The 21,217-nt window shown below is 66.5% G+C and carries 19 protein-coding genes and 2 pseudogenes; 10 read left to right on the forward strand and 11 right to left on the reverse strand.

Annotation, left to right across the window (positions count from 1 at the left end):
- Positions 1-55: 55 nt before the first annotated feature.
- Positions 56-307 (forward strand): type II toxin-antitoxin system Phd/YefM family antitoxin, encoded by a 252-nt coding sequence (locus C1I89_RS03135; protein ID WP_102771327.1) that lies wholly within the window; start codon positions 56-58, stop codon positions 305-307.
- Positions 308-452: 145 nt separating this feature from the next.
- Positions 453-725, forward strand: coding sequence for a PIN domain-containing protein (locus C1I89_RS35080; protein WP_258231325.1), 273 nt, complete (start codon positions 453-455; stop codon positions 723-725).
- A gap of 48 nt (positions 726-773) precedes the next feature.
- On the opposite strand, the gene C1I89_RS03145 is transcribed toward C1I89_RS35080, so the two are convergent.
- Together C1I89_RS03145 and C1I89_RS03150 are read right to left on the reverse strand one after the other, a co-directional pair.
- Positions 774-2,333 carry an amino acid permease gene (locus C1I89_RS03145; protein ID WP_102771328.1) on the reverse strand — a complete coding sequence of 520 codons (1,560 nt, stop codon included), beginning with the start codon at positions 2,331-2,333 and terminating at the stop codon, positions 774-776.
- Between the two features lie 157 nt (positions 2,334-2,490).
- Complete coding sequence (locus tag C1I89_RS03150) at positions 2,491-3,990, reverse strand: AMP nucleosidase (RefSeq protein WP_440130614.1); 1,500 nt, start codon at positions 3,988-3,990, stop codon at positions 2,491-2,493.
- A gap of 261 nt (positions 3,991-4,251) precedes the next feature.
- Between C1I89_RS03150 and C1I89_RS03155 the strand changes: the two genes are divergently transcribed.
- A complete protein-coding gene (locus C1I89_RS03155) occupies positions 4,252-4,851 on the forward strand; it encodes a C40 family peptidase (protein ID WP_102771329.1) in 600 nt (199 codons plus the stop codon).
- A 40-nt stretch (positions 4,852-4,891) separates the two neighbouring features.
- Here the strand turns inward: C1I89_RS03155 and C1I89_RS03160 are convergent, their stop codons facing one another.
- Positions 4,892-5,662, reverse strand: coding sequence for an SDR family oxidoreductase (locus C1I89_RS03160; protein ID WP_102771330.1), 771 nt, complete (start codon positions 5,660-5,662; stop codon positions 4,892-4,894).
- 198 nt (positions 5,663-5,860) lie between these two features.
- On the opposite strand from C1I89_RS03160, the gene C1I89_RS03165 reads away from it, so the two are divergent.
- The 5 genes and pseudogenes from C1I89_RS03165 to C1I89_RS03185 form a co-directional block, all read left to right on the forward strand.
- Positions 5,861-6,550, forward strand: a complete 690-nt coding sequence (locus C1I89_RS03165; RefSeq protein ID WP_102771331.1) for a c-type cytochrome — start codon at positions 5,861-5,863, stop codon at positions 6,548-6,550.
- Positions 6,547-7,467 carry a c-type cytochrome gene (locus C1I89_RS03170; protein WP_102771332.1) on the forward strand — a complete coding sequence of 307 codons (921 nt, stop codon included), beginning with the start codon at positions 6,547-6,549 and terminating at the stop codon, positions 7,465-7,467. Before C1I89_RS03165 ends, C1I89_RS03170 begins: the two co-directional genes overlap by 4 nt.
- 96 nt (positions 7,468-7,563) lie before the next feature.
- Positions 7,564-8,196, forward strand: coding sequence for a guanylate kinase (gene gmk, locus C1I89_RS03175; protein ID WP_168202110.1), 633 nt, complete (start codon positions 7,564-7,566; stop codon positions 8,194-8,196).
- Between the two features lie 44 nt (positions 8,197-8,240).
- A complete protein-coding gene (gene rpoZ, locus C1I89_RS03180; RefSeq protein ID WP_102771334.1) occupies positions 8,241-8,444 on the forward strand; it encodes a DNA-directed RNA polymerase subunit omega in 204 nt (67 codons plus the stop codon).
- A gap of 22 nt (positions 8,445-8,466) precedes the next feature.
- Positions 8,467-8,910 (forward strand): annotated as a pseudogene (locus tag C1I89_RS03185) (HD domain-containing protein); the annotation flags it as partial.
- A gap of 108 nt (positions 8,911-9,018) precedes the next feature.
- On the opposite strand, the gene tnpA reads toward C1I89_RS03185, so the two are convergent.
- Positions 9,019-9,450, reverse strand: coding sequence for an IS200/IS605 family transposase (gene tnpA / locus C1I89_RS03190; RefSeq protein WP_026437438.1), 432 nt, complete (start codon positions 9,448-9,450; stop codon positions 9,019-9,021).
- Between the two features lie 121 nt (positions 9,451-9,571).
- On the opposite strand from tnpA, the pseudogene C1I89_RS03195 reads away from it, so the two are divergent.
- A pseudogene (locus C1I89_RS03195) lies at positions 9,572-11,425 on the forward strand (RelA/SpoT family protein); the annotation flags it as partial.
- 12 nt (positions 11,426-11,437) lie between these two features.
- On the opposite strand, the gene glnQ reads toward C1I89_RS03195, so the two are convergent.
- The 3 genes from glnQ to glnH form a co-directional block, all read right to left on the reverse strand.
- Positions 11,438-12,166, reverse strand: a complete 729-nt coding sequence (glnQ, locus tag C1I89_RS03200) for a glutamine ABC transporter ATP-binding protein GlnQ (RefSeq protein WP_102771335.1) — start codon at positions 12,164-12,166, stop codon at positions 11,438-11,440.
- Positions 12,163-12,819: a glutamine ABC transporter permease GlnP gene (gene glnP / locus C1I89_RS03205; protein WP_102771336.1), complete on the reverse strand. Its 657-nt coding sequence runs from the start codon at positions 12,817-12,819 to the stop codon at positions 12,163-12,165. Before glnP ends, glnQ begins: the two co-directional genes overlap by 4 nt.
- A 74-nt stretch (positions 12,820-12,893) precedes the next feature.
- Positions 12,894-13,646 (reverse strand): glutamine ABC transporter substrate-binding protein GlnH, encoded by a 753-nt coding sequence (gene glnH, locus C1I89_RS03210; protein WP_102771337.1) that lies wholly within the window; start codon positions 13,644-13,646, stop codon positions 12,894-12,896.
- A gap of 162 nt (positions 13,647-13,808) precedes the next feature.
- Between glnH and C1I89_RS03215 the strand changes: the two genes are divergently transcribed.
- Entirely contained in the window at positions 13,809-14,843 is a 1,035-nt protein-coding gene (locus tag C1I89_RS03215) for a C45 family autoproteolytic acyltransferase/hydolase (RefSeq protein WP_102771338.1), read from the forward strand.
- 36 nt (positions 14,844-14,879) lie between these two features.
- On the opposite strand, the gene C1I89_RS03220 is transcribed toward C1I89_RS03215, so the two are convergent.
- The 4 genes from C1I89_RS03220 to C1I89_RS03235 all read right to left on the reverse strand — a co-directional run bounded on the left by C1I89_RS03220 (position 14,880) and on the right by C1I89_RS03235 (position 21,178).
- Complete coding sequence (locus C1I89_RS03220; RefSeq protein ID WP_102771339.1) at positions 14,880-18,503, reverse strand: hydantoinase B/oxoprolinase family protein; 3,624 nt, start codon at positions 18,501-18,503, stop codon at positions 14,880-14,882.
- Between the two features lie 102 nt (positions 18,504-18,605).
- Positions 18,606-19,115 carry a winged helix DNA-binding protein gene (locus C1I89_RS03225; RefSeq protein ID WP_102771340.1) on the reverse strand — a complete coding sequence of 170 codons (510 nt, stop codon included), beginning with the start codon at positions 19,113-19,115 and terminating at the stop codon, positions 18,606-18,608.
- A 130-nt stretch (positions 19,116-19,245) separates the two neighbouring features.
- Positions 19,246-20,016, reverse strand: a complete 771-nt coding sequence (gene nudC, locus C1I89_RS03230) for an NAD(+) diphosphatase (protein WP_102771843.1) — start codon at positions 20,014-20,016, stop codon at positions 19,246-19,248.
- Positions 20,017-20,212: 196 nt separating this feature from the next.
- Entirely contained in the window at positions 20,213-21,178 is a 966-nt protein-coding gene (locus C1I89_RS03235; RefSeq protein WP_102770808.1) for an IS5 family transposase, read from the reverse strand.
- Positions 21,179-21,217: the final 39 nt, after the last annotated feature.

A 21,217-nucleotide genomic window follows, 5' to 3' on the forward strand; every position in this document is an offset into this window, starting at 1 on the left:
CACTCGGGGATAGCCGTTAAAATCTGACCAGTCTAGTCAGAACCAGGAGGTAGGTATGCATGCCTGGCAAATGCAGGAAGCTAAATCCCGCTTGTCCGAACTCGTCAAGGCGGCCGCAAGCCAAGGTCCGCAGGAAATTACCGTCCACGGTCGACCTGTGGCGATCGTCCTTTCCCGGGCCGACTACGACAAGCTTGCAGGCACCGGAGAATCTCTCGTCGCCTTCATGCGCCGATCTCCGCTGGCCGGAGACGAAGATCTGGACTTTTCCCGTGACCGCAGCCTGACCCGCGAGGAAGGACTTTGAGCTATCTGATCGACACCAATGTCCTATCGGAATTGCGCCGGAAACAACCGGATGGCAACGTGGTCGGCTGGATGGAGAATTGCCCACCCACGGCGTTGTTCCTATCCGTACTGACGCTGGGGAGCTGCGCAAAGGCATAGAGCAGATGTCGGATGACGACCGAAAGCGCCGCTACCTGGATTGGCTGGAGGTCGAGCTGCCCCGATTCTTCAGTGGGCGCGTGCTGGCCGTTGACGAAGCGGTCGCGGACTGCTGGGGACGCCTGATGGCCAAGGCCGGGCGGGCGATGCCCGCCATAGACAGTTTGCTTGCGGCCACCGCATTTACGCACAGACTGACACTGGTCACGCGCAACGAGCGGGACTTTCAACACCACGGCCTCGATATCATCAATCCGTGGGAATCCGCTCATCCCTAAGGACAGCGGCGTCCAGGCCATGCCGGCCCGGGTTCGATCCGCCCTGCCTCAGCGCGCCTCCCCCGCCGCCGGCTCGCCGCGCAGGGCCGAGTCCAGATACTCGCTGCGGGCGCGGGCGTCCGGGAATTTCATGTCGCGGTAGCTGACGAAGCGCGAGCCGCGGGCCAGGCGGTAGCCGGCCCAGATCAGCAGGAACAGCGGGATGCCGATATAGGTCGCGACCACGCCGCCCCAGTCGATCCGGTCCTGCAGGAAGGCCTGGTAGTTCTGGCCCAGCGTGATGACCAGGCACAGCACGAAGGCGAAGATCGGGCCGAACGGGAAGAACGGCGACACGTACGGCAGGTCCGCGAGGTTGTTGCCCTGCTTGAGGTAGCCGCGGCGGAAGCGGTAGTGGCTGATGGCGATGCCCAGCCAGGCGATGAAGCCCGTCATGCCCGAGGTGTTCAGCAGCCAGATGTAGACGGCGTTGGGGCTGAACAGGAAGGTGAAGAAGCACAGCGCGGCGACGGCCGTGGTGGCCAGCAGCGCCCACAGCGGCACGCCGGTGCGCGAGATGCGGCCGAAGATGCGCGGGGCCTTGCCCTCGCGGGCCAGGCTGTAGAGCATGCGCGTGGCCGCGTACATGCCCGAGTTGCCGGCCGACAGCACCGAGGTCAGCACCACGGCGTTCATGACCGAGGCCGCGCCCAGTAGGCCGGCGCGTTCGAAGATCAGGGCGAACGGGCTGACGCTGATGTCCTCGACTTCGTTGCGCAGCAGGTGCGGGTCGGTATAGGGAATGAGCAGGCCGATCACCAGGATGGCCATCACGTAGAACAGCAGAATGCGCCAGAACACCTGGCGCACCGCGCGCGGCAGGTTGCGCGCCGGGTCCTTGGACTCGCCGGCGGCGATGCCGATCAGTTCGGTGCCCTGGAACGAAAAGCCCACCACCATGGCCACGCCGATCAGCGCGGCGAAGCCGCCCGCGAACGGCGCATCGCCCACGGTCCAGTTCTCCAGCCCGCCGGCCTCGCCGCCGCGGATGATGCCCAGCAGCATCATCACGCCCATGGCCACGAAGGCCAGCACCGCGATCACCTTGATCAGCGCGAACCAGAATTCCGCTTCGCCGAAGCCGCGCGCCGACATCGCGTTCAGGCCGAAGGTCAGCAGCAGGAACAAGGCGCTCCAGTAAAAGCCCGGCACGTCCGGAAACCAGTACGCCATGACGAGCTGGGCCGCCACCAGGTCCACCGCCACCGTCACCGCCCAGTTGTACCAGTAGTTCCAGCCCAGCGCGAAGCCGAAGCCGTCTTCCACGTAGCGCGCGCCGTAGGTCGAGAACGAACCCGACACCGGCATGGCGGCGGCCAGTTCGCCCAGGCTGGTCATCAGGAAATACACCATCAGCCCGATCAGCACATAGCCCAGCAGCGCCCCGCCCGGGCCGGCCTTGGCAATGGTCGCGCCCGAGGCCACGAACAGGCCGGTGCCGATGGAGCCGCCCACCGCGATCATCGTCAGGTGCCGCGCGGACAGGGAGCGGCGCAGCTCCGACGGCCGCCCGGCCTGTGTCGCGCGCGAGCCGCCGGCGCGGCGTTCATCGTGTTCCGATGCTGCCAAAATGCATTCCTTCAGGTCATGAAGGCGCCCGCGCGGGTCGCGCCGGCGCCTGGGGATTTCCAAGCAACCGGCGAGAATAGCGCAATCGGCCCCGACTGGCGAAATGAAAGTGCTTCGGGGACGGATCACCTGGCCGCCGCCGCGGCCCGCTGCGTAGCTACTGGAAGGCGGTTTCCATGAAGGTGCGCAGCTTGCGCGAATGCAGCCGTTCGGGCGGCATGCCGCGCAGGCGCTCCAGCGCCCGGATGCCGATTTCCAGGTGCTGGTTCACCTGGCGGCGGTAGAAGGCGCTGGCCATGCCGGGCAGCTTCAGTTCGCCGTGCAGCGGCTTGTCCGACACGCACAGCAGGGTGCCGTACGGCACGCGGAAGCGAAAGCCGTTGGCGGCGATCGTGGCGGATTCCATGTCCAGCGCGATGGCGCGCGATTGCGCGAAGCGCTCCACCAGTTCGAGGTGGTCGCGCAGCTCCCAGTTGCGGTTGTCGATGGTGGCGACCGTGCCGGTGCGCATGATGCGCTTGAGGTCCCAGCCCGACAGCCCGGCCACCTCTTCCACCGCCTGCTCCAGCGCCACCTGCACTTCGGCCAGCGCCGGCACCGGCACCCAGGTGGGCAGGTCGTCGTCGAGCACGTGGTCTTCGCGCACGTAACCGTGCGCCAGCACGTAGTCGCCCAGCTTCTGCGAGTCGCGCAGGCCGGCGCAATGGCCCAGCATCAGCCAGGCGTGCGGCCGCAGCACCGCGATGTGGTCGGTGATGGTCTTGGCGTTGGACGGGCCCACGCCGATGTTGACCAGCGTGATGCCGGAATGGTCGCCGCGCACCAGGTGGTAGGCCGGCATCTGCGGCAGCCGCACGCCCTGCTCCTCGTTGCCCGGCCCGCTTTCGCCGCGCCGCGTGATGCGGTTGCCCGGCTCCACCAGCATTTCATAGTCTTCGTTGCCGCTGGCCATGAGCGCGCGGGCGCGCGCGCAGAATTCGTCGACGTAGAACTGGTAGTTGGTGAACAGCACGAAATTCTGGAAATGCGCCGGCGCGGTCGAGGTGTAGTGCTGCAAGCGGTGCAGGGAATAATCCACGCGCTGGGCGGTGAACGGCGCCAGCGGCTTGGGCTCGCCCTCTTTGCCGCGCCACGAGCCGTTGACGATGGCGTCGTCGGTCACGGCCAGGTCCGGCACGTCGAACAGGTCGCGCAGCGGCCGGCGCAGCGCCTCCAGGTGCTCGCCTTCGACGTAGGCGCCCTCGGGGAAGGCGAAATGCAGCGGGATGGGCGAATCGGATTCGCCCACTTCCACCGCCACGCGGTGGTTCTGCAGCAGCTGGCCGACCTGCTCGATCAGGTAGTCGCGAAACAGCGCCGGCTGCGTGATGGTGGTCTGGTAGATGCCGGGCTCGGCCACGTGGCCGTAGGAAAGCCGGGTGTCGATCGGGTCGTAGGTCTCGACCACGATGCGGATGGCGGGATAGTAGGCGCGGACGCGGGCGCGGCCGTTGCCGGCGCCCTGGAGCACGTCGTGAAACGCCGCCCGCAGGAACGCGGTATTGCGCGAGTAGATTTCGATCAGCCGCTCGACCGCCGACACGGCATCCTGGAACGGCTCGAAAGGCACGGGGTCCGGCCGGTTCATGGAAGACAACGGATGTACTGCGTTCATCATCGAGTTCTGCTCCCTTGCATATCCCGCCGATTATGCCCGAGCGCGGGTGTCCGGGAGCGTCATATTCCGGCGCCGGCCGACGGCGGCGGCCGGTAACGTCTGCCGACAACGATGCTGCATTGCACTACAAATGTAATGAAACTTTATTCCATTACAATGTCGTGGCAATCCGGGGTCATGCGTCCCGGAACCGCCCCCTTTCCGCCGGCTTGCCTGCCCAGGCAAAGCCATGCCGCCCACTCCGATTCCTGAAGTGACGTAATGACGCCGCCCACGCGAAAAGCCCGAACTGCCCGATTCCGCATCCCCGTATTCCTGTCAGCGCCCATCATCGCCCTGACGCTCTCCTGGATTCCCGACGCCGCCCAGGCGTCGCTGCGATCCGAACAAGCCCGCCCGACGCTCAACGGCCTGCGCCTGGCCCAGGAACCCACTGTGCCCACCCTGCGCGACCGCGTGGTGCAGGCCGGCCTGGACGCCATCGGCACCCCCTACAGCTGGGGCGGCGACGACGCCGAAGGTTTCGATTGCAGCGGGCTGGTGCTGTATGTGTTCCGCGAGATCGCCGGCCTGGAACTGCCGCGCACTGCGCGCGCCCAGCGCACCGCCGGCGAGTCGGTCGGCAACAAGAAAGAACTGCGCCCCGGCGACCTCGTGTTCTTCGCCACCCGCGGACGCGGCGTGACCTCGCACGTGGGCATTTATATCGGCCAGAACAAGTTCGTGCATGCGCCGCGCCGCGGCACCAAGGTGCGCGTGGACGAAATGCAGAATTCCTATTGGGCCAAGCGCTACGTCGGCGCGCGGCGCTACCTGGATACGAAACCGGGCCAGATGCTGGCCCAGGTCGATTCGAACTGACGGGTCGCTGCAAAGGCGCGGCGCAGCGCCGCGCCCGGTATCAGCCGCGCCCGACGAAAGGCATGTTGGTGGCCATGATGGTCATGAACTGCACGTTGGCGTCCAGCGGCAGGCGCGCCATGGCGGCCACCGCCTGGGCCACATGGGCCACGTCCATGCGCGGCTCGACCTTGGTGCTGCCGTCGGCCTGAAGAATGCCGGCGGCCATGCGCTCGGTCATGTCGGTGGCCGCGTTGCCGATGTCGATCTGGCCGCAGGCGATGTTGTACGGCCGGCAATCCAGTGAAATCGACTTGGTCAGCCCCGTCACCGCGTGCTTGGTGGCGGTATAGGCGATGGAGAACGGCCGCGGCGCATGCGCCGAGATCGAGCCGTTGTTGATGATGCGCCCGCCGCGCGGATTCTGCGCCTTCATCACGCGGATGGCGGCCTGCGCGCACAGGAACATGCCGGTCAGGTTGGTGTCGACCACCTCGCGCCACAGCGCCACCGGCAGTTCTTCGATGGGCATGGCCGGCGTGCCGCGCCCGGCGTTGTTGAACAGCACGTCCAGGCGGCCGTATTCCCGCTGCGTGGCGTCGAAGAGCTCGCGCACCGCCTGTTCGTCCGATACGTCCGTGGGCACCACCAGCGCCCTCACCCCGTCTTCGCCCGCCGCCGTGCGGGTTGCCTCGAGCGGATCGCGCCGGCGTCCGGCCAGCACGACCCGATAGCCTTGCGCCAGGAATTCCAGCGCCACCGCGCGTCCTATGCCGGTGCCGGCGCCGGTCACCAGGGCTACGCGCGGGGGATCGATCTCGTTCGTCTGCATCGGATTCTCCTTGTTATCAATCCGCGAGATGCTACCCGAATCGCCTGCCGGATGCTGCAAGCGAAGGTTCCAATCCGAACACCGTTTCCCCAGGCGTTACGCCATCAAACGACCGTTTTGGTGTTGATCCGTCACAAGTATTTATATAATTTTGAGGAATTAGCTTATTACCAGATTCACCACTACGGAGCAGGTTTCATGACCCCACGGTCCTTATCCGGCGCGCTCATGCTGGGCGCGCTGTACGCCGCCTCGGCGGCCGCCCAGGGCGCGCCAGATGGCAAACAGATCAGCACGCAGGGCGCCAACGGCGCGCCGGCCTGTATCACCTGTCACGGCGCGCGCGGCGAAGGCAATCCGGCCGCCGGCTTCCCGCAGCTGGCCGGCCTGGGCGCGAGCTACCTGCAAGAGCAGCTCGACGCCATGGCCAACGGCTCGCGCGTCAGCCCGGTCATGGCCGCCACGGCCAAGGCGCTGGACCCCGCGCAGCGCGAAGCCGTGGCGCGCTATTACGCCGAACTGCCCTCGCCGCTGGACCTGGACCGCCTGGCCGCCACCGCCATGCAGCCGGCCAGGCCGGCCGACACCGGCGCCTGGCTGGCCACCCGCGGCGCCTGGGACAAGAACGTGCCCGCCTGCAACCAGTGCCACGGACCCGGCGGCATCGGCGTGGGCCAGAATTTCCCCGCGCTGGCCGGCCAGCCCGCGGCCTATATCGCCGGACAATTGCGCGCCTGGCGCCAGGGCCAGCGCCCGCCCGGCCCGCTGGGCCTGATGCCGGCCGTGGCGACCCGCCTCTCCGAAGACGAAATCGACGCCGTCTCCGCCTACTACGCCGGCCTGCCCAAGGCCGCCACCTCCACCGCCGCTACCGGAGCAAAACAATGACCGCCCTGCGCCTGCGCCTGCTCTGCGCCGCCGCCGGCCTGGCCGCGTCCGCCTCGCTGTCGGCCGCCGAGCCGCGTCCTTCGTTCACGCCGCCTTCGGCCGCGTCCCTGCCCGACGACGAGTTCGGCAAGGCCGTGCGCGAAGGCGAGCAGATCTTCCTGCACACGCCGAAACTGGCCGGCAAGTTCGTCGGCAACGACCTGAACTGCGTCAGCTGCCACCTGGACGCCGGCCGCCGTCCCGATTCCGCCCCGATGTGGGCCGCCTACGTGCTGTATCCCGCCTATCGCGCCAAGAACGGCCACGTCAACACGCTGGCCGAGCGCCTGCAGGGCTGTTTCCGCTTCAGCATGAACGGCAAGGCGCCGCCGGCCGACGATCCCACGCTCACGGCCCTGCAGACCTATATGTTCTGGCTGGCCAGCAAGGCGCCCACCGGCGTCAAGCTGGAGGGCCAGGGCTACCGCAAGCTGCCGCCGCCGGCCAGCAAGGCCGACTACGTGCGCGGCAGCAAGGTCTACGCGCAATATTGCGCGCTCTGCCACGGCGCCGAGGGCCAGGGCCAGAAGAACGGCAAGCACTGGGTGTTCCCGGCCCTGTGGGGTCCGGATTCCTTCAACTGGGGCGCGGGCATGCACCAGATCGGCAACGCCGCCGGCTTCATCAAGGCCAACATGCCGCTGGGACAGGCCGGCATGCTGAGCGACCAGGAAGCCTGGGACGTCGCCTACTTCATGAACGCGCATGAACGCCCGCAGGACCCGCGCTATACCGAGTCGGTCGCGGCCACGCGGGCCAAGTATCACGACAGCGAGGATTCGCTGTACGGGATCGAGGTCAACGGCCATCTGCTGGGCAGCGAGGCGCCGGCCCCCGGCGGCAAGCTGAACGCGGCGGGCGCCAGTACCGGCGGCTGAGGATCGCGGAATATGCGGCGCGGCCAGGGTTTTCGCCCTGCCGCGCCGCGCGATTTGCTATCCTCTCAGTCTTAGCATTACGCCCCGATCACATTCATGCACGCCAACCCCGGAAACGTCTTCATGGTCGTCGCGCCCAGCGGCGCCGGCAAGTCCAGCCTGGTCAAGGCCTTGCTGCAGCAAGACCCTTCCATCCTGCTCTCCATTTCCTGCACCACCCGCGCCCCGCGCCCCGGCGAAGAAGACGGCCGCGAATACCGCTTCGTGTCCACGGCCGAATTCCAGCGCCTGCGCGAAGCCAACAACCTGCTGGAATGGGCGGAAGTGCATGGCAATTTCTATGGCACGCCGCGCGACCGCATCGACGAAGCCACCCGCGCCGGACGCGACGTGCTGCTGGAGATCGACTGGCAGGGCGCACGCCAGGTCCGCCAGCGCTTTCCGGGCGCGATCGGCGTGTTCGTGCTGCCGCCGTCCATCGACGAACTCGAAAGCCGGCTGAAGGCGCGCGGCCAGGACGAACCGCAAGTGATCGCGCGCCGGCTGATGGCCGCCGGCGGCGAAATCGCGCACGCGCCTGAATGCGAATATGTTATTATTAATCAAGAATTTAGCGTAGCCTTGTCGGAATTGACTCAAATAGTCAGCGCCGCCCGGCTACGTTTTTCGTCTCAGGCCGCCCGGCACAGCCAGTTGTTCTCGCAACTCGGCATCCCGGCCGAACACTGAAGCGCAAGCATTCTCCCTATCCTCCATCAGCACCAGGTGTCCTAATGGCTCGCATTACCGTCGAAGACTGTCTGACTCAAATCCCCAATCGTTTCAAGCTCACGCTGGCCGCGACCTACCGCGCCCGCGAGCTGGCGCAAGGCCATGCCCCGCGCCTGGACAGCAAAGACAAGCCCACGGTCACCGCCCTGCGCGAAATCGCCGGCGGCCTCACCGGCGTGGAAATGCTGCGCAAGGTTCCGACCTGATCCGATTCGGGGGGCGGCAAGCATGGCTTTTCCCGGGCTGAAGTACGCCTCATCTGGTCTGCTTGCCGCACTGCGCGCCGGCTCCCGTCTCGGGCGCCGCACGGGCAAGAAAGCCAAGAACCTCCCCGCGCCGCCGTCCGTCGCCGCCCAGGAAGCGGCGGACGCGACCGCCTCGCCGGTCGCCTCGCTGGCGCCGCTGACCGAAATCATCGGCAGCTATCTCGACAAGAAAGATGTGGAGCGCGTGCGCGAAGCCTATCGCTTCGCCGACCAGGCGCACCTGGGCCAGTTCCGCGCCAGCGGCTCGCCCTACATCTCGCATCCCATCGCGGTCACTGAAATCTGCGCCGGCTGGAAGCTCGACGCCAACGCGCTGTCCGCGGCGCTTTTGCACGATGTCATGGAAGACCAGGGCATCGCCAAGCACGAGCTGGCCGAGAAATTCGGCCCCGAGGTCGCGGAAGTAACCATCCCCCGGCAAAGCCGGGGGCATTCGGGATGTGAGCCGCTCAAAGCGGCTGTAAGGGGTCGCTAACGCGGCCCCTCATTCTTGGGGCCACCTATCGGTGGCTACTCACCTCCATAGACCGAGTTGGTCCAACCTCTCGTCTTCCTTCTCCTGGTTTCGGATGTACTCCCGTATCACCGCTTCGTCGCGTCCCACCGTCGAGACGAAGTACCCTCGCGCCCAGAAGTGCTGACCCACGAAGTTGCGCTTTCGCTCTCCGTACACCCGCGCAAGGTGGATTGCGCTCTTGCCTTTGATAAAGCCCACCACCTGCGACACCGAGTACTTCGGTGGGATCGACAGCATCATGTGCACGTGATCGGGCATCAGATGCCCCTCTTCAACCCTGCATTCCTTTTGCGCGGCCAACTTTCTGAATACCTCACCCAGGTGTTCGCGTAGCTGCTTGTACAGCGTTCGCCTTCGACACTTGGGGATGAAGACCACGTGATATTTGCAATCCCAGGCCGTGTGACTCAAACTTTCATACTTGTCCATCGTGTTTCTTCCTTTCGTTTGCTTGGCGGCTCACGATTGAAAGTCTCTACGGTGGACAACCTCCTGAAAAGTCAAACTTCTACTGCCTCCCCGGCAGAGCCGGGGGGCCTCCTTTTGGTAGCTAGTCGACGGCCTGTCCAAGCTGGACCGCCTGGACTTCGCCACCAAGGCCGAGCAGCAGGCCGAGAGCTTTCGCAAGATGCTGCTGGCGATGGCGCGCGACGTGCGCGTCATCCTCATCAAGCTGGCCGATCGCCTGCACAACATGCGCACGCTGGACGCGGTCAATCCCGAAAAGCGCCGCCGCATCGCCCGCGAAACCCTGGACATCTACGCGCCCATCGCGCACCGGCTGGGCCTGAACCTGCTGTTTCGCGAACTGCAGGACCTGTGCTTCGCGGCCATGTACCCGAACCGCTATCAGGTGCTGTACAAGGCGGTGCTGGCCGCGCGCGGCAACCGCCGCGAAGTCATCACCAAGATCGCCGATTCGGTGCGCGCCGCCCTGCCCGCCGCCGGCATCGAGGCCGAAGTCACAGGCCGCGAGAAAACCCTGTTCGGCATCTACCGCAAGATGGTCGACCAGAAGAAGTCGTTCTCCGACGTGCTCGACATCTACGGCTTTCGCGTCATCGTGCACACGCTGCCGGAATGCTATCTGGCGCTGGGCACGCTGCATCAGCTCTACCGCCCGGTGCCGGGCAAGTTCAAGGACTACATCGCCATTCCCAAGGTCAACGGCTACCAGTCCCTGCACACCACACTGGTCGGCCCCTACGGCACGCCGGTGGAATTCCAGTTCCGCACGCGCGACATGCATCACGTGGCCGAGGAAGGCGTGGCCTCGCATTGGCTCTACAAGGGCGCCGACCTGACGCTCAACGACCTGCAGAAGCGCACCCACCAGTGGCTGCAATCGCTGCTGGACATCCAGAGCCAGACCGGCGACTCCGGCGAATTCCTGGAGCACGTCAAGGTCGACCTGTTCCCCGACGCGGTCTATGTGTTCACGCCGCGCGGCAAGATCATCTCGCTGCCCCGCGGCGCCACGCCGGTGGACTTCGCCTACGCGATCCACACCGACATCGGCAACCAGGCGGTGGCGGCCAAGGTCAACGGCGAGTTCGTGCCGCTGCGCACCGAACTCAACAGCGGCGACACAGTGGAGATCGTCACCTCCCCCGCTTCGCGGCCCAATGCGCAGTGGCTCAACTACGTGCGCACCGGCCGCGCGCGCTCCGAGATCCGCCACTACCTGCGCACCGTCAAGTACGAGGAATCGGTGGCCTTCGGCGAGCGCCTGCTCGGCCAGGCCATGCAGGAACTGCGCATGCCGCTGCCGGCCACCGACGACCCGGCCTGGCAGAAACTGGCGCGCAGCACCGGCGCCAGCTCGCGCGAGGAAATCCTGGCCGACATCGGCCTGGGCAAGCGCCTGGCGGCCGTCGTGGCGCGCCGCTTCGCGCCCGAACACCAGCTGGTCGCCACCACCGCCGCGGCCGTGGACGAACTGACCTCGGCGCGCAGCGCGCCCATCCTGATCCGGGGCAACGAAGGCCAGGCCGTGCAACTGGCGCCCTGCTGCGGCCCGCTGCCGGGCGATCCCATCGTCGCCGGCATGCGCATGGGGCACGGACTGGTGGTGCACACCGCCGACTGCCCCGTGGCGCTGCGCCAGCGGCTGCGCGAACCCGAACGCTGGATCAACGTGGGCTGGGACGCCCACACCGCCAAGCACCTGTCCACGCGCCTGGACATCGTCACCCGCAACGAGCGCGGCGTGCTGGGAAGGCTGGCCGCCGAAGTCACCGCGGCCGACGCCAACATCATGCACGTCACCATGCACGACGACGCGGTCTCGACGGTGTCGCTGCACCTGACCATCCAGGTCGACAGCCGCAAGCACCTGGCGCAGGTCATCCGCGCCATCCGCCACGTGCCGCAGGTGCAGAAGATCGTGCGGGTGAAGGGGTAGGCGCCGGCCGCGTCAGGCCACGTGCTGCAGGAAATCCTTCAACCGCTGGCTGGGCGGGTTGCCCAGCAGTTCGGCCGGCGGGCCGTCGTGGGCGATCTTGCCGGCGTCGATGAAGATCAGGCGGCTGCCGACCTTGCGGGCGAATTCCATTTCATGCGTGACGACCACCATGGTCATGCCCTCTTCGGCCAGGTCGCGCATGACCTTCAGCACCTCGTGGCGCAGCTCCGGGTCCAGCGCCGAGGTGGGCTCGTCGAACAGCATCAGCTTGGGCTTGATCGCCAGGGCGCGCGCGATCGCCACGCGCTGCTGCTGGCCGCCTGACAGCTCCGAGGGATAGTGGTTCATGCGCTCGGCCAGCCCGACCTTGGCCAGCAGGCCCTCGGCCAGTTCGCGCGCCTCGTCGCGGCTCTGGCCGCGCGTGTGCACCGGCCCGAACATGACGTTCTCCAGCGCCGTCATCTGCGGAAACAGATTGAACTGCTGGAACACCATGCCGGCTTCGCGGCGGATTTCGCGCACCTGCGCCGCTCCGCCCAGGACGCTCAGGCCGTCGACCAGCAGGTCGCCGCCGTTGATGGTTTCAAGCACGTTGATACAGCGCAGGAAGGTGGACTTGCCCGAACCCGACGGGCCGACCACCACCACCACTTCGCCCGCGTCGATGCTCAGCGAAATCTCGTCGAGCACCGTCGACTCGCCGAATCGTTTGGTGACTTCGTGAAATTCGACCATGCTCATAGTATGCGCATCCTTTTTTCGACCAGGTGCAGCGTCAGCGCCAGCAGGCCGGTCAGGATCAGGTAGATGATGGCCACCGCCGACCAGATCTCGACCGCGCTGAAGTTGCTCGCCATGATTTCCTGGCCCTGGCGGGTCAGTTCGGCCACGCCGATCACGATGAACAGCGACGAGTCCTTCAGGCTGATGATGCACTGGTTGCCCAGCGGCGGGATCATGCGGCGAAACGCCACCGGCCCGATGATGTAGAACAGGATCTTGTGAAACGGCAGGCCCATGGCCTGCCCGGCCTCTTTCAGGCCCTTGTGCACCGACAGCAGCGAGCCGCGCACGATCTCGGAGATGTAGGCGCCCGAGTTGATGATGAGCGTGGCGATGGCGGCCCACTCCGCCTCGACCCGGATATCGGCCAGGAGCGGCAGCGCGAAGTAGATGAACATCACCTGCACGACGATCGGCGTGCCGCGGATGACCGCGACGTAGACCTGCGCGATGGCCGAAAGAATGGGATGCCCGTAGGCGCGGGTCACGCCCGACAGCGCCCCCAGCAGGAAACCGCCGACCAAGCCCCAGAAGGTGATCTTGATCGTCATCAGCGTACCCTCCAGCAGGTTGGGTAACGCGTCTTTGATTACAGTCCAGTCGAACTCCACGATAGTCCCCCCATGATCCGGCAAGGGGCGCCCGCAAGGCGCGGGCGCCCAGGTAGCGGCTCAAGCCCGGGACGTCAGGGCTTCTTGCCGAACCACTTCTCGTAGATCTTGTCGTATTCGCCGTTGGACTTGAGCGTGGCCAGCGCCTTGTTCACCTGCGGCACCAGGTCGCTGCCCTTGGGGAAGGCGATGCCGTAGAAGTCGCCGCTCTTGACCGAGCCGACCACCTTGACGCGGCCCTTGCCCGCCGTGTTGGCGTAGTACTGGACATTGGGCGTGTCGTGCACGGCGGCGTCCACGCGGCCGGTGGCCAGTTCCAGGTAGGCGTTGTCGATGTTGGGGAAGAGCTTGAGCTTGGCGTCCGGCACCTGGGCCTTCAGGAAGTCCACGGTGGCGGTGCCGGTCTTGACCGCGACGCTCTTGCCGGCCAGGGACTTGGCGTCCTTGATGTCGGTGTTCTTTTCGCCGACCAGGATGGACAGGCCGCTTTCGTAATAGGGATCGGAGAAGTCGACGACTTTCTTGCGGTCGTCGCGGATGGTGATGCCGGCCAGCGCGGCGTCGATGTTCTTGGTCTGCAGGCCGGGGATGATGCCGGCGAAGTCCATGGGCTGCAGCTTGTATTTCAGGTTGAGTTCCTTGGCGATGGCCGCCCAGAGATCGACGTCGAAGCCCGTGTAGGTGTTGCCCTGCTTGAACTCGAACGGAACGAAAGCGGTATCGGTGGCGACCACCAATTCCTTGCCTTGGGCCTGGGCGGCGGAGACGGCGCCGAACATGGCCAGGGACAGGCCGGCCAGCGCGGCGGCGACTTTGCGTTTGATCATGAAACTCTCCTCTTGGGGAACCGTCGGCCCCCCTCGGTTGTTGTAAGGGCATGATTCCTGGGCTACACCGAGTCCTCGGGGCAACTTACCGAGGATCTTAACGCATCCCCTACACCGGCTGCTTCCGAAAAAATACAATCGGCTGGACACCCGGAGAATCACATGGCCTACAAGTACGTGCGCATCTGTGGAAACCGCCGCCAGGCCGGCGTGGCGCTGGGCAAGCTGGCCCGCCCCATCATGTCCGCCTATCTGGCGCAAAGCGGCACCTGGGAAGCCTTGCGGCCGTGGCGCGGCCACGCCTTCCTGGACGAACTCGGGCAGCAGGCCCGCGCCGCGCTGCCGGCGGTCTGGGAAGAGCTGGAGGGGCTGGCCGAGGGCCTGCGCCTGCCGCTGGAGGACGTGCTGCTGTGGAATTGCCGCGGCGACCTGCTGCACAGCACGGCCGACGGCTGCACGTCGGTGGCCCTGCGGACCGCCGACGGCGCGCGCTGGATCGCCCACAACGAAGACGGCGACCCTTACCTGCGCGGGCGCTGCCACCTGGTGGACGTGGCGCTGGACGACGCGCCCGGCTATCTGAGCTTCTACTATCCCGGCTCGCTGCCGGGCCACACTTTCGGGGCCAACCGCGCCGGCCTGGTCCAGACCATCAACAACCTGCGCACGCGCCAGCGCCATCCCGGCGTGCCGCGCATGCTGCTGGCGCGCGCCGTGCTCGACTGCGCCACGCTCGACGAGGCCGTGGCGCTCTTGCGCGCGCTGCCGCATTCCGGGGGCTTTCACCATCTGCTGGGCGCCGCGGGCGACCCGCGCATGTTCAGCGTGGAGGTCGCGCCCGGCGCCACCTCGGTGCTCGATACCGGCCCGCGCTACGGCCATGCCAACCACATGGTGCACGCGCAGACCGCCGGGCTGGCGCAGGTCATCACCGACTCTTCGCGGGCGCGCCAGCACCGCATCGAGCGCATCGTGGACGGCTGGTCGGCCGGCGCCGGCAGCGCCGACCTGCTGGCCGCGCTGCACGACACCGAGGGCGATCTGCCCATTCTGCGCATGGCCGCGGACGATCCCGACGAGGAGAACACCCTCGCCACCGCGGTCTTCGAGATCCGCGACCCGGACGTGACGCTGCGCGTCTACGACCGCAGGAACAAGGCGGAGATCGCGCTGGACGTCATGTCGGAACCGGAGTGAAGCGCACGGGCGCCGCCAGCGCGGCGCCCGGCGGCATCAGGCCTGTCCGTAGCCGCCGCCGCCCGGCGTCTCGATCACGAACACGTCGCCCGGATGCAGCTGCGCGCTGTCCTGCGGGCCCAGCTCCTCGACGCTGCCGTCGGCGCGCTCGACGGCGTTGCGGCCCATCGCGCCGGGCTGCCCGCCGGCCAGGCCGAAGGGGGCATAGCGGCGGTTGTTCGACAGGATGGCCGCCGTCATCTCCTCCAGGAAGCGGACGCGGCGGATGCCGCCGTCGCCGCCCGGATAGCGCCCCGCTCCGCCCGAGCCCTTGCGGATCTCGTAGGACTCCAGCCGCACCGGAAAGCGGAACTCCAGCACTTCCGGATCGGTCAGGCGCGAGTTGGTCATGTGCGCCTGCACCACCGACGTGCCCGCGAAGCCCGGATCGTGCGGGCCGGCGGCGTCGATGCGCACCGGCCCCGCGCCGGTGCCGCCCGAGATGGTCTCGTAGTACTGATGGCGCGCGTTGCCGAAGGTGAAGTTGTTCATCGTGCCCTGGCTGGCGGCCAGCACGCCGAGCGCGCCGTACAGCGCGTTGACGATGCACATCGAGGTCTCGACGTTGCCCGCCACCACCGAGGCCGGCGGATTCGGGCGCAGCATCGAGCCTTCCGGCAGGATGATGGACAGCGGCACCAGGCAGCCGTCGTTCAGCGGGATGTCGTCGTTGACCAGGGTGCGGAACACATACAGCACCGCCGCCACCGCGATGGCGCCGGGCGCGTTGAAGTTGTTGTCCAGCTGCGGCGAGGTGCCGGTGAAGTCCACCACCGCGCTGCGCGCCTCGGTGTCCACCCGCACGGCCACGCGGATCACCGCGCCGTTGTCCAGCGGGTACTCGTAGCTGCCGTCCTTGAGCACCGAGATCACGCGGCGCACCGCCTCTTCGGCGTTGTCCTGCACGTGCCCCATGTAGGCGCGCACCACGTCCAGGCCGAAGTGATCGCACATGCGCAGCAGTTCCTGCACGCCTTTCTCGTTGGCGGCGATCTGCGCGTGCATGTCGGCGATGTTCTGGTCCGGGTTGCGCGCCGGCCAGCGGCCGGAGCCCAGGATGCCGCGCGCCGCCGCCTCGCGGAACTCGCCGTTCTTGACCAGCTGGAAGTTGGTGAAGAGCACGCCTTCGTCTTCCACGGTCCTGGAATCGGGTGGCATGGAGCCGGGCGTGGTGCCGCCGATGTCGGCATGGTGGCCGCGCGAGCCCACGTAGAACAGGATCTCGCGTCCCTCGCGGTCGAACACCGGGGTGATGACGGTCACGTCCGGCAAGTGAGTGCCGCCGTGGTAGGGATCGTTGACCACATAGGCGTCGCCGGGCGCCATGCGGCCGGCGTTGGCCTGCATGACGGTGCGCACCGACTCGCCCATGGAACCCAGGTGCACCGGCATGTGCGGCGCGTTGGCGATCAGGCGGGCCTGCGCGTCGAAGATCGCGCAGGAAAAGTCCAGACGCTCCTTGATGTTGACCGAATAAGCCGTGTTCTGCAGGCGGTAGCCCATCTGCTCGGCGATGGACATGAAGAGGTTGTTGAACACCTCCAGCATGACGGGGTCGGCCTGCGTGCCGATGGCGCGACGCTCCGGACGGGCCTCGACGCGGCGGATCACGAAGTGATCCTGCGCGGTCAGCTCGGCCTGCCAGCCCGGTTCGACCACGGTGGTCTGGTTGGGCTCGGAGATGATGGCCGGACCGGCCACCACGTCGCCGCCCGCCATGTCCTCGCGCACGTACAGGGGCGTGTCGCGCCAGGCGCCGCCGCTGTACATGCGCACGCTGCGGCGGGCGGCCAGCGCGCCTTCGCGCACCCGGGCCGCCTGCGCCGCGGCGACGCGTTCGCCGCCGCCGGTGGCCTCGACCGAAATGGTCTCCACCACCAGTTCGCGGTCGGGCATGAGGAAGGAATAGCGCTGGCGGTAGGCGGCCTCGAAATCGCGGCGCACCTGCTCCAGCCCGCCGTACGCGACTTCCAGCGCGGTGTCGGTGCCGCGGTATTTCAGGTGCAGGCAGCGCTGCACCGCGATGTCGCCCTCGGCCACGTGCTGGCGGCGCAGTTCGCCCACCGCCTGGCCCGCCAGTTCGTCCAGCTCGCCCGCCAGCTCGCCCATCAGTCCGGCGTCCAGCACCTTCTCCACCGTCTTCTGGCGCATGTCGGTCTGGTCGGCCAGGCCCATGCCGTAGGCCGACAGCACGCCGCCCAGCGGATGCGCGAACACGGTGGTCATGCCCAGCGCGTCGGCCACCAGGCAGGCGTGCTGCCCGCCCGCGCCGCCGAACACGGTCAGCGCGTACTCGGTCACGTCGTGGCCGCGCTGCACCGAAATGCGCTTGATGGCCTCGGCCATGTTGCCCACGGCGATTTCCAGGAAGCCCTCGGCCAGCTGTTCCGGCGTCATGTCGCGGCCGGTGGCGGCGCGCACTTCATCGGCCATGGCCTGGAAGCGCTGCGCCACCACGTCGCGGTCCAGCGCCTCGTCGGCGTTGGGGCCGAACACCTTGGGGAAGAAATCCGGCTGGATCTTGCCCAGCAGCACGTTGCAGTCGGTCACCGCCAGCGGGCCGCCGCGGCGGTAGCAGGCCGGGCCGGGATTGGCGCCGGCCGAATCCGGGCCCACGCGCAGGCGCGCGCCGTCGAAATGCAGGATGGAGCCGCCGCCGGCGGCCACGGTGTGGATGCTCATCATCGGCGCGCGCATGCGCACGCCCGCCACCAGGGTTTCGAACTCGCGCTCGAACTCGCCGGCGTAGTGCGACACGTCGGTGGAGGTGCCGCCCATGTCGAAGCCGATCACCTTGGGAAAGCCCGCCGTCTCGCTGGTGCGCACCATGCCCACGATACCGCCGGCCGGGCCGGACAGGATGGCGTCCTTGCCGCGGAAGCGGTGCGCGTCGGTCAGGCCGCCGCTGGACTGCATGAACATCAGGCGGATGCCGGGCAGCTCGCCGGCGACCTGATCCACGTAGCGCTTGAGGATGGGCGACAGGTAGGCGTCGACCACCGTGGTGTCGCCGCGCGACACGAATTTGATCAGCGGGCTGACCTCGTGCGAGGCCGAGACCTGCGGAAAACCGATATCGCGGGCGATGGCGGCGGCGCGCGCTTCATGCTGCGGCGCGTGCCAGGCGTGCATGAAAACGATTGCAACGGCGCGGATGCCGGCGTCATGGGCGGCCTGCAGGCCGGCGCGCAGGCTGGCTTCGTCCAGCTCGCGGATCACCGCGCCGTCGGCCGCCACGCGCTCGTCGGCTTCGAACACCGACTCGTACAGCATCTCGGGCAGCGCCACGTTGCGGTCGAACAGTCGCGGCCGGTTCTGGTAGGCGATGCGCAAGCCGTCGCGAAAGCCGCGCGTGGTCACCAGCAGCGTGCGCTCGCCCTTACGTTCGAGCAGCGCGTTGGTGGCCACCGTGGTGCCCATCTTCACGCATTCGACCTGCTCGGCGGGCACCGGCTGGCCGGGCGCGATGCCCAGCAGCTTGCGGATGCCGGCCACCGCCGCGTCGCGGTACTGCTCGGGGTTCTCCGACAGCATCTTGGCCGTGGTGGTGGTGCCGTCGGGACGGCGCGCCACGATGTCGGTAAAGGTGCCCCCACGGTCTATCCAGAATTGCCACTTCATAGGTGTCCTTGAATACAGAAAGCCGCCGCGGCGCTGGGCGCGGCCGGTTGCCAATGGCGGGGACTTGCCCCGGATCTTTATTGATATGGGTGCGTGGGCCGCTCAGAGCGACGTCGCGGCCCGGGCCGCCTGGTCGTACAGGCCGGACAGCGCGCGCAGCGTATGCGCGAGCTGGCGGCTGAACTCCAGCCCGCCCGCGCCCGGCGCGTTCAGGCCCGAGGTCAGGCACTGCTCGCGGATGTCGGCGTAGCGCTTGAGCACCGCCGCGCCCTCTTCCGTGACGCTGTAGAACACTTCCTTGCTGCTGCGTTCGCCGCGCACCACGCCGATGCGCTCCAGTTTCTTGAGCGAATAGCTGACGATGTGGGTGTCCTCGACGTTGAGCGTGAAGCAGATGTCGGCCAGCTTCTTGGCGCGCTGCCGGTGATAGACGTGGTGGAACACCATCACGTCGGTGGCGGTCAGGTCGGGCAGCCCGGCCGCGGCCATGCAGCGCACGGTCCAGCGGTCGAAGGCGTGGCCGGCGATCATCAGGCCGAATTCCACCTCGGACAGGTCAGGCGCGCTGCCGCTGGCGAGATGGGCCGATGAAGCGATCAAGGCGGATTTCATGGAAAGCGGGAGCCGGGTTGGTCTGGACGAAATACTAATAATTTATCGACATTTCATCAATAAAAAGTAATCGTCAGACGGCCGATTTCCCCGCTTTACAGGGAATACCCCTAGGCCTTGAAAAAAATCGTCAGGGCGCCGACCAGCCCATCGGCAGATTGGCCCGGATCAGCGAGCCGGCAATGGAAATACGCGCCGCGATCTCGGGCATGGGATCGCCCGGGCCGAACCAGCGCGCGTCGGCGATCTCGTCTTCCTGCACGCGGATCTCGCCCGAGACGTAGTCGGCCGTGAACGCCACCATCAGCGAATGCGGGAACGGCCAGGACTGGCTGCCGAAGTACCGCAGGTTGCCGACCTTCAGGCCGACCTCTTCGAGCACCTCGCGGTGGATGGTCTGCTCGATGCTCTCGCCCGGCTCGACGAAGCCCGCCAGCGCCGTGTAGCGCGCCGTCGCCGTGGCGGTGTGGCGCGCCAGCAGGATGCTGTCGCCCTTGCGGATCAGCACCATCATGGCCGGCGAAATCCGCGGATAGGCCGAGAAGCCGCAGGACGGGCAGCGCAGACAGAATTCCGTGGGCGAACGCTGCGCCCGCTCGCCGCAGGCGCCGCAGTAGCGGTGCGTGCGGGCCCATTCGGCGATCTGGTAGGCGCGCCCGGCCAGCGCCATGCGCTCGTCGTCGAGCACGCCGAACAGCGAACGCAGCTTGCGGAACGCATAGCCCTCGGGCGCGTCGACGCCGGGCTCCACGTGCACGGTGCGGTGGGGCGTGTCGGGCAGCATCCAGATCGGCTGCAGCACCTCGGCGCGCACGCCGATGCGTTCGCACAGATCCATGTCCGGCAGCACGCCGGAATCGGCTTGGACCAACAATTCATCACGACGAAAAACGAAATTCACGCGCAGCCTCGGCCCATGCAGTAAATAGCGCAATCTTAGGGAAGGTCTGAAGAACTCGATTTCAAACATCCAAAAATCGACCTCATGACCAAAGTATTCAAAAATGGTTAAAAACTGCTCAAATCATCGCCACTTTCGGGTTGTTTGCACCCCGATCAGGCCCGTTTTCGGGCCTGTTGGCGCTTTTTGGGCGCACTTACCCTGCCACCGCCGTCAACGGGCGGCGTGCCATCCAGATATTGGACAGCGTAAACAACATTTTCAAATGCGCAGTGTTCTTGGCCAGTCCACGGAATCTGACTTTACGAAACCCGAATTGGCATTTGATGACACGAAACGGATGCTCAACCTTGGCTCGAAGACTGGATTTGGCCCGCTCAATGTTTTGCGTCAAACGATCAATTGCGCTGTTACCCAAGGCGCGCCGTTTGCCGGGGCGCATGGCAATGTGCCAGGTTACGTCACGCCCTTGGTGCTCGGGTCGTTTGTCTACGCCTTGATAACCGGCATCGCCAAAAGCCAACGTTTCTTCACCATGCAGCAACGCAGCCGCCTGAGTAACATCATGCTCATTGGCAGCGGTGCCCACCACCGTGTGGACCAGCCCGCTGTGAAGATCAACCCCAATGTGGGCCTTCATCCCAAAGTGCCACTGGTTTCCCTTTTTGGTCTGATGCATCTCGGGGTCCCGCGTGCCGCTGGCGTTCTTGGTCGAGCTGGGTGCATCGATAATTGTGGCGTCCACAATGGTGCCTTTGCGCACCTGAATGCCTTGATCCTGCAACAGCAGGTTGACCGCCTCAAGCGCTTGGTCGGCAATGTTGTGCTGCTCGAGCAGATGACGGAAGTTCAAAATGGTGGTCTCGTCCGGCACACGACCTCCAGGCAGTTTGGCAAACTGGCGCATCGAAAAGCTGTCGTACAGCGTCTCTTCCATGGCCGGGTCCGACAGCGAAAACCACAGTTGCATGAAGTAGATGCGCAGCATCGTTTCCAGCGGATACGGTGGACGACCGATGCCCGGTTTGGGGTAATGCGGATCGACCAGATCGGCAAAGAGCTTCCACGGCACCGCACGCTCCATCTTGGCCAGAAACTTCTCACGGCGCGTTTTCTTGCGTTTGCCAACGTACTCGGCTTCGGAAAAACTCAACTGGCTCATCGGGTTCACTCGGATCGGACTGTTTTCAATAACTTATAT

Origin of the sequence: Achromobacter pulmonis, assembly GCF_002885955.2 — a bacterium.
Taxonomy (GTDB): Bacteria; Pseudomonadota; Gammaproteobacteria; order Burkholderiales; family Burkholderiaceae_B; genus Achromobacter; species Achromobacter pulmonis_A.

What these genes read in the sequence shown, in the direction of transcription:
- C1I89_RS03135 (WP_102771327.1), top strand. Translation starts at nt 56, where the DNA reads ATGCATGCCTGGCAAATGCAGGAAGCTAAATCCCGCTTGTCCGAACTC.
- C1I89_RS35080 (WP_258231325.1), top strand. Translation starts at nt 453, where the DNA reads ATGTCGGATGACGACCGAAAGCGCCGCTACCTGGATTGGCTGGAGGTC.
- C1I89_RS03150 (WP_440130614.1), bottom strand. Translation starts at nt 3,990, where the DNA reads ATGATGAACGCAGTACATCCGTTGTCTTCCATGAACCGGCCGGACCCC.
- C1I89_RS03155 (WP_102771329.1), top strand. Translation starts at nt 4,252, where the DNA reads ATGACGCCGCCCACGCGAAAAGCCCGAACTGCCCGATTCCGCATCCCC.
- C1I89_RS03160 (WP_102771330.1), bottom strand. Translation starts at nt 5,662, where the DNA reads ATGCAGACGAACGAGATCGATCCCCCGCGCGTAGCCCTGGTGACCGGC.
- C1I89_RS03165 (WP_102771331.1), top strand. Translation starts at nt 5,861, where the DNA reads ATGACCCCACGGTCCTTATCCGGCGCGCTCATGCTGGGCGCGCTGTAC.
- C1I89_RS03170 (WP_102771332.1), top strand. Translation starts at nt 6,547, where the DNA reads ATGACCGCCCTGCGCCTGCGCCTGCTCTGCGCCGCCGCCGGCCTGGCC.
- gmk (WP_168202110.1), top strand. Translation starts at nt 7,564, where the DNA reads ATGCACGCCAACCCCGGAAACGTCTTCATGGTCGTCGCGCCCAGCGGC.
- rpoZ (WP_102771334.1), top strand. Translation starts at nt 8,241, where the DNA reads ATGGCTCGCATTACCGTCGAAGACTGTCTGACTCAAATCCCCAATCGT.
- tnpA (WP_026437438.1), bottom strand. Translation starts at nt 9,450, where the DNA reads ATGGACAAGTATGAAAGTTTGAGTCACACGGCCTGGGATTGCAAATAT.
- glnQ (WP_102771335.1), bottom strand. Translation starts at nt 12,166, where the DNA reads ATGAGCATGGTCGAATTTCACGAAGTCACCAAACGATTCGGCGAGTCG.
- glnH (WP_102771337.1), bottom strand. Translation starts at nt 13,646, where the DNA reads ATGATCAAACGCAAAGTCGCCGCCGCGCTGGCCGGCCTGTCCCTGGCC.
- C1I89_RS03215 (WP_102771338.1), top strand. Translation starts at nt 13,809, where the DNA reads ATGGCCTACAAGTACGTGCGCATCTGTGGAAACCGCCGCCAGGCCGGC.
- C1I89_RS03220 (WP_102771339.1), bottom strand. Translation starts at nt 18,503, where the DNA reads ATGAAGTGGCAATTCTGGATAGACCGTGGGGGCACCTTTACCGACATC.
- C1I89_RS03225 (WP_102771340.1), bottom strand. Translation starts at nt 19,115, where the DNA reads ATGAAATCCGCCTTGATCGCTTCATCGGCCCATCTCGCCAGCGGCAGC.
- C1I89_RS03235 (WP_102770808.1), bottom strand. Translation starts at nt 21,178, where the DNA reads ATGAGCCAGTTGAGTTTTTCCGAAGCCGAGTACGTTGGCAAACGCAAG.